This is a genomic window from uncultured Campylobacter sp. (assembly GCF_938045595.1).
GTDB lineage: Bacteria > Campylobacterota > Campylobacteria > Campylobacterales > Campylobacteraceae > Campylobacter_B.
This window is the reverse complement of sequence record NZ_CALIBB010000032.1, coordinates 1-5,434: the sequence shown is the minus strand read 5'-3', so window position 1 is coordinate 5,434 and position 5,434 is coordinate 1. Positions and strand designations below refer to the sequence as shown.

5 protein-coding genes are annotated in these 5,434 nt (G+C 50.0%); 4 read left to right on the top strand and 1 reads right to left on the bottom strand.

Features of this window, described 5'->3' with window-relative positions:
* From Q0340_RS01440 to Q0340_RS01425, 4 genes are all read left to right on the top strand, one after another.
* Nucleotides 1–530 (top strand): 4Fe-4S binding protein (locus tag Q0340_RS01440; RefSeq protein ID WP_298081860.1); only part of this gene is annotated, 530 nt, incomplete at its 5' end.
* Nucleotides 527–1,060: a nitrate reductase cytochrome c-type subunit gene (locus Q0340_RS01435; RefSeq protein WP_297900532.1), complete on the top strand. Its 534-nt coding sequence runs from the start codon at nucleotides 527–529 to the stop codon at nucleotides 1,058–1,060. The genes Q0340_RS01440 and Q0340_RS01435, both read left to right, overlap by 4 nt.
* Nucleotides 1,061–1,069: 9 nt before the next feature.
* Nucleotides 1,070–2,287 (top strand): hypothetical protein, encoded by a 1,218-nt coding sequence (locus Q0340_RS01430; RefSeq protein WP_298081859.1) that lies wholly within the window; start codon nucleotides 1,070–1,072, stop codon nucleotides 2,285–2,287.
* Nucleotides 2,284–2,619: a chaperone NapD gene (locus tag Q0340_RS01425; protein WP_298081858.1), complete on the top strand. Its 336-nt coding sequence runs from the start codon at nucleotides 2,284–2,286 to the stop codon at nucleotides 2,617–2,619. Before Q0340_RS01430 ends, Q0340_RS01425 begins: the two co-directional genes overlap by 4 nt.
* Before the next feature lie 970 nt (nucleotides 2,620–3,589).
* Here Q0340_RS01425 and Q0340_RS01420 read toward each other — a convergent pair.
* Nucleotides 3,590–5,137, bottom strand: a complete 1,548-nt coding sequence (locus Q0340_RS01420; protein WP_298081857.1) for an AI-2E family transporter — start codon at nucleotides 5,135–5,137, stop codon at nucleotides 3,590–3,592.
* Nucleotides 5,138–5,434: the final 297 nt, after the last annotated feature.

Here is a 5,434-nt window from a genome sequence, read left to right as displayed (position 1 = left end):
GCTCATGGGTCTGCCCGATAAATTTACTGACCGATCTTGCCGCGTGGCTTCGTAAAAGACTTAGCATAACGACTAAGATCGTTAGCGTAAACCGCAAGGCTCGCTACGTCCTAGCGGTGCTAGCGCTCATTTGCAGCGGAGCTTTCGGCTTTGCGGCGTTTGAGAGCGTAAACTTTATCTCGCTTTTCGCGCGCGCCGTCATATCGCTGAGTGCTAGTGCATTTGCAATCGCGCTACTGATCGTAGTTTTTGAAATTTTTGCAGGCGATCGCACGATCTGTTCGCGGCTATGCCCGCTCGGCGGATTTTGGGCGGCGCTTAGCTATTTTAGCATCATTCGTATTTGCCACGAGGTTGATAAATGCACGATGTGCGGCAAATGCAAAATGGTCTGCCCCGAAGTGCAGGTACTTAAGATGGTCGGGCGCGAAAACGGGCGCGTTAGCAGCGAGTGTATCAGCTGCGGGCGCTGCATCGACGTATGCGACGACGATGCGTTAAATTTTAGTATATTAGGAGTGAAAAAATGAAAAAAATGGTTTTAGGCTTGGCTCTTGCATGCTGTGCGGCGCTATTTGCCGCGGACAAGACGGCTTCTATAGACGCCGACAGCTTGGGCTTTATAAAAAGCGTGGACGAATCGGTGCAAAATAAAAATTCCCTGCCCGATTTCAAATATAGCGAGGATGCTCCGGGCGCCGCTTCGAAAATCGAGCGCAGCTTCGAAAACGCTCCGCCGCTCATACCGCACAGCTTAGAGGGGCTCGTGCCGATCACAAAGGATAACAATATGTGCGTAACCTGCCATATGCCCGATGTCGCTAAGGATGTAGGCTCTACGCCGATTCCAAAAAGCCACTTGGTGGACTTTCGCACAGGCGCGGATCTAAACGGCACGCTAGCCGAGCAGAGATTCAACTGCACTCAATGCCACGTACCGCAAGCCCAAACCAATCCGCTCGTGAAAAACAACTTCAAGGCTGATTTTAGCAGGTTTAGCGACGCAAATTCCACTTCTAACCTCATAGATACGCTAAATCAAGGCGCCGAGGTTGAGTAGGAGCGCACGATGAAATTTTTACCGCTGCTACTTTGCGCCTGCTTCATCTATGCCGGTAACGGCGTCGCGACGCCTAGCGGCGCTGCGGGCATAGATACGCCTGCAAAGATCAAACACGCTAGCTTCATACTAGAGCTTGACGCAAATGTTGCGGTGCTAAAAAATCTAGACGGCGAAATTTACGCAGGGCTCGACGACGGCAAGCTCTATAAAATTGCCATTAGCTCCGCGGAAAATTCCACGCGAAATTCCGCCGCTGCCATAAATTCCGCAGATCAAAATTCCGCCGCAAGCACAAATTCCAATGCGGCGCAGAATTTTAATGCAAAAGCGAGCGTAAATTCCACGGGGAATTTCGAGGCAAATGCCGCCGCTATAAATTCCGTAGAGAATTCCGCAACGGCAGATTGTACAGCGCAAAATTCTGCCGAAAATTCTACGGCATTAAATTCCGCCCGGAATTCCGCGTCAGACGCAATATCCAAAACGCTAATTTTCGCCCTGCCCTCGTCCAAAAATTACCTAGACGAGCCGATGGGCGCTACCATATTCGACGTCGATAAACTAGGCGAAAAATACGCATTTTTGTATAACGGCGACGCGTTTGAAAAGATGCTGGGCGTGTTTGCAGGCGGCAAGATCACGCACTATAAATTGCCGATGACTGGGATTAAAAACGTCTATTTCTACGACGAAAACACCGTGATTTTGCTAGGTCTTGGTAGCGAAATTTTATACTTCGACCTACCTAGCGGCAAGGTAAGCTTCGAGCAAAAGCTCACCATCGCGTCTTTGGGCGGCAGCGCCTACGACCGCGCTAGCGGGACGCTACTAATCTCGTGCGAAGGCGGCATCGTGTTTTATTTCGACGCGAAAGCGAAAAAGCTTATGAGCCAAAAGTCCCTGCACAAGGACGGGATCTACTCCGTGGCGCTGCTTGGCGATCGTATGATGAGCGGCTCGAACGACAAAGAAAGATCGTGCTACTACGAAAACGGCGATTTCGCTAAATTTTATAACGCCCATTTTGCAGTTTTTGCCGTGGCGCTAAGCCCCGAGCTGGGCGCTTTTACCGTTGGTAACGGCGTGCGCGTAATCGATAAAGCAGGCGAGATCGTCCGCAGCATCGAGCTAGACAACGACATCATCAACTATCTGCTTTTCGCAGGAGAGTATCTCGTGGGCTCGGGGTACAATAGATATATCTACTTTTGGGGGCTAAAATGAATATTTCAAGCGTCGTGATCTATCTAGGCGCAAATACCGACGTAGCGGCGTTTCGCAAGCAGCTGCAAAGTATCGGCAGCTGCGAGTTCGTCGCGTGCGAGGACGGCAAGGCGGTAGCCACGATTAGCGCGGAGAGCTTCGAGGACGAGATCGCCGCATTTCGCGCGATAGAGGCCATAGAGGGCGTAAGCGAGGCGATGATGATCTACTCATACTCCGATCTGGACGCAGATATCGCCGCGGCAAACTCCGATAACGGTGAACAGATAATGCGCGAGCTGGACGAAAAAGATCCGAGCCAGATCAAATACGGCGGCAAGGTGCGGGTCTAAACCGCCGCCGCCATATTCGCGCTTTTTGTCTAAATTTTATATTTTCAGCGATCTCTGCGTCACTCGGTAAAATTTTTTGTATAAATTTTATCCGCACCCACAGAATTTGAAATTTTTTCCAACTCATCTTTACCGCTTCTAGCCTGTTTTTGTATCTCTAGCCCGACGCCGCTTTTGCGCTCCTAGCCGATTTTTATGCTTTTGATCCGCCGCATTGCATTCGTCTGTGAAATTTTAGTCCGCAGTTAAGCCCCGCGACGATGTGGAATTTTAAAAAGCGACGGGCGGATAAATTTATAGAATTTCTACGCAGTGCGATGCCTCGCGCTACATAAAAAACATGCCGTACCAAAATCAGACGCCGCATAAAAGGCGGCGCCGTAGCGACTGCCGTCCGACGCCGTGCTTATAAACGCGACGGTTCGTCTGCTTAAGGTGCCGCTATAAAAATACGGCGACCCGATACCGGCCGCTAGGCATAGATCACTTCCGCGCGCATAGCTTGAGTACGCCGCAAAGATAAAATTTTATGGGGGTTGGACGACGTGTCAATGTTTATTAAACGATCAAAATACCGTCAGCAAACCATGTGCTAATCGCCGAGGATGAGCTGCAAATTTTAAAGATCGTGCAAGATTGCGGTTTTGATGCCGCGGCAACCCTTCGTTAGGCGCACGGACCTTACGGCGCGGATGAGAACTTTAAATCTCAAAACAAGAGCTAAATTTTAAAATTCCTAGGCGTAAAATTCCGCACCGAAGCTAAATTTTAAAATTTATAATGCAGGCGTCTAAAGGGCGCGAGCAGCAGCTGAAATTAAAATTTGCCTTTAAATTTAAAGCCTTTAAGCCCGCGCAAGAGCGCGAACGGACAAAAAGCCGCCAGGACGAAAAAGCCGCCAGGACATGTTAGGCATTGCGCTTTACGGGCAGCATTTTCATAAATTTAAAAGCACCCAGCGACGCAAGCCCTACTCGAATTCTATCTTTTTTAGATAGTCGTATAAATTTAGCACCGCGATAAATAGCGTTAAAATCGCGGGCCCCAAGATCACGCCCCAGAACCCAAACGTGCTGATGCCCGAAAGCATCGAGAAGAAAATCAGCATCTCGTTGATGTTTGCGGGGTTTTCTACTAGGCGCGAGTTGATAAATTTTATCACGAGCGGCTTTACGAAGCTGTCCGCGAGCGTCGAGATCAGTATCACGCAATACGCCATTATCACGATCGCGCCCGAGGTGCTACCTTGGGCCAGCACGTATAGCGCGGTGGGTACATAGATGAGCGCGCCGCCGACTGCGGGGATGAGAGAACAGAAAGCGAAAAGTACTCCCATCAGCAGCGCGTCAAAGCCGAAGATCCCCGCTATGATCGAAAACAAAAAGCCCTGCAATACGGCGTTGAAGATGGTCGAGTAAAACACGACGCTCATCGTATTTGCCGTCTCGGAAAAGATATAATCGATCTGCGCGGGCTCGACGGGTAGAATTTTTTTGAAAAAGCGCTTGAAGCTCTCGCCGTAGAGGTATGCAAAAAAGCAAAACACGATGATAAGCACCATATCGACGATAAATTTTGCGCTGGATTTCCCAACGACCGAGAGGTAGGAGATGATCTGCTTCGCTAGGCCCGCGACGTCTAGGTTTGCCAAAAACGAGCGAAACTGCGTATCAAATTTTTCAAAAGGCCCGGGCAGCCTGATGTCTAGGCTCTGAACGTAGCTAAGCGCGTCGTTTAGGCGCGCCATATCGAAGCTCGCGGCGTTTTTGGCGATCTCGATCACGGCGTAGATGAAGGGCACGAAAAAAAGCGCGCAGAGCAAAAACAGGCTAAGCACCGAGGCTAGCGTGCGCCTGCCGCGGCACAGCTTCGTTACTTTAGCGTGCAGGCCCGAGGTCGCCACCGCCATCAGCACGCCGATTACGATCACCATCAAAAACGGCGAGAACAGATAGATCACGCAGCAAAACATCAGCAAGGTTGCGCCGATAAAAAATATCTTGTTCGTCTTTGCGCGCCCGCTAACCTTGGCAAGACCTGCTTTCATGCCCGCAGCAGCGCCTAGCGCGGAAGCATTAGCCAAGAAGGTTTCGTTGGCTTCGGCAGCGTCGCTAAGCGCAGCCGCACCGGCAGATGAGGCCTTGTCGGTTTTGACCCGGTTTTTGCTTTGATTTTCGGCGGAGGTTTTAGTCCTACCTTCCGCGGCATCTAGCACAGCCGAAGCCGCTTTATCGGCAGCGGTATTTGCTTTAACGGCTTTAACCCCGCTTTCAACACCGACATTGGCTCCGCTTCCGCTTTGATTTTTGGCACCGATTTCAGCTCTATTTTCAGCAGCGGTTTTGGTTTTGTTTTTGACAGTCGCTTTGGCTTCGGCGGCGGCTTCGATTTTACCCTCAGCGTTATTTACGGTCTGATTTTCGGTGAAATTTTGCGCCTCGCTTTTGGCGTTATTTTGGGCTATATTTTCAGCCTGGTTTTCATTGCAGCTTGCAGCGTTGTCTTTTGGCGTCGGCAAATTTTATCCTTTTGAAATTTGATGAGTTATTTTATAAATTTTTTTATCAGATTTCGATTAAATTTTAAAATTTTATAAAATTTACGAGCGGCATTCTCGTGCGTTTTCAACATACAGCGCGCTATTCGACATGTACACGGATCGTGCCTAATTTAGAAAATAGCGCATAGCTCGAACATACGTCAAAACCAGATGTGTGCTCCTATGCCGCATTCGAGCCCTGCGCGCACCGCGGCAAGACGCCGTCTTGCGCCGAGCTTTTGGCACAGCTCGGGCTATCGCGCGTGGTAATCGGCG

Bases quoted from the DNA above. Each gene is read 5' to 3' on its own strand.
- Q0340_RS01435 (WP_297900532.1), top strand. From the start codon at position 527: ATGAAAAAAATGGTTTTAGGCTTGGCTCTTGCATGCTGTGCGGCGCTA.
- Q0340_RS01430 (WP_298081859.1), top strand. From the start codon at position 1,070: ATGAAATTTTTACCGCTGCTACTTTGCGCCTGCTTCATCTATGCCGGT.
- Q0340_RS01425 (WP_298081858.1), top strand. From the start codon at position 2,284: ATGAATATTTCAAGCGTCGTGATCTATCTAGGCGCAAATACCGACGTA.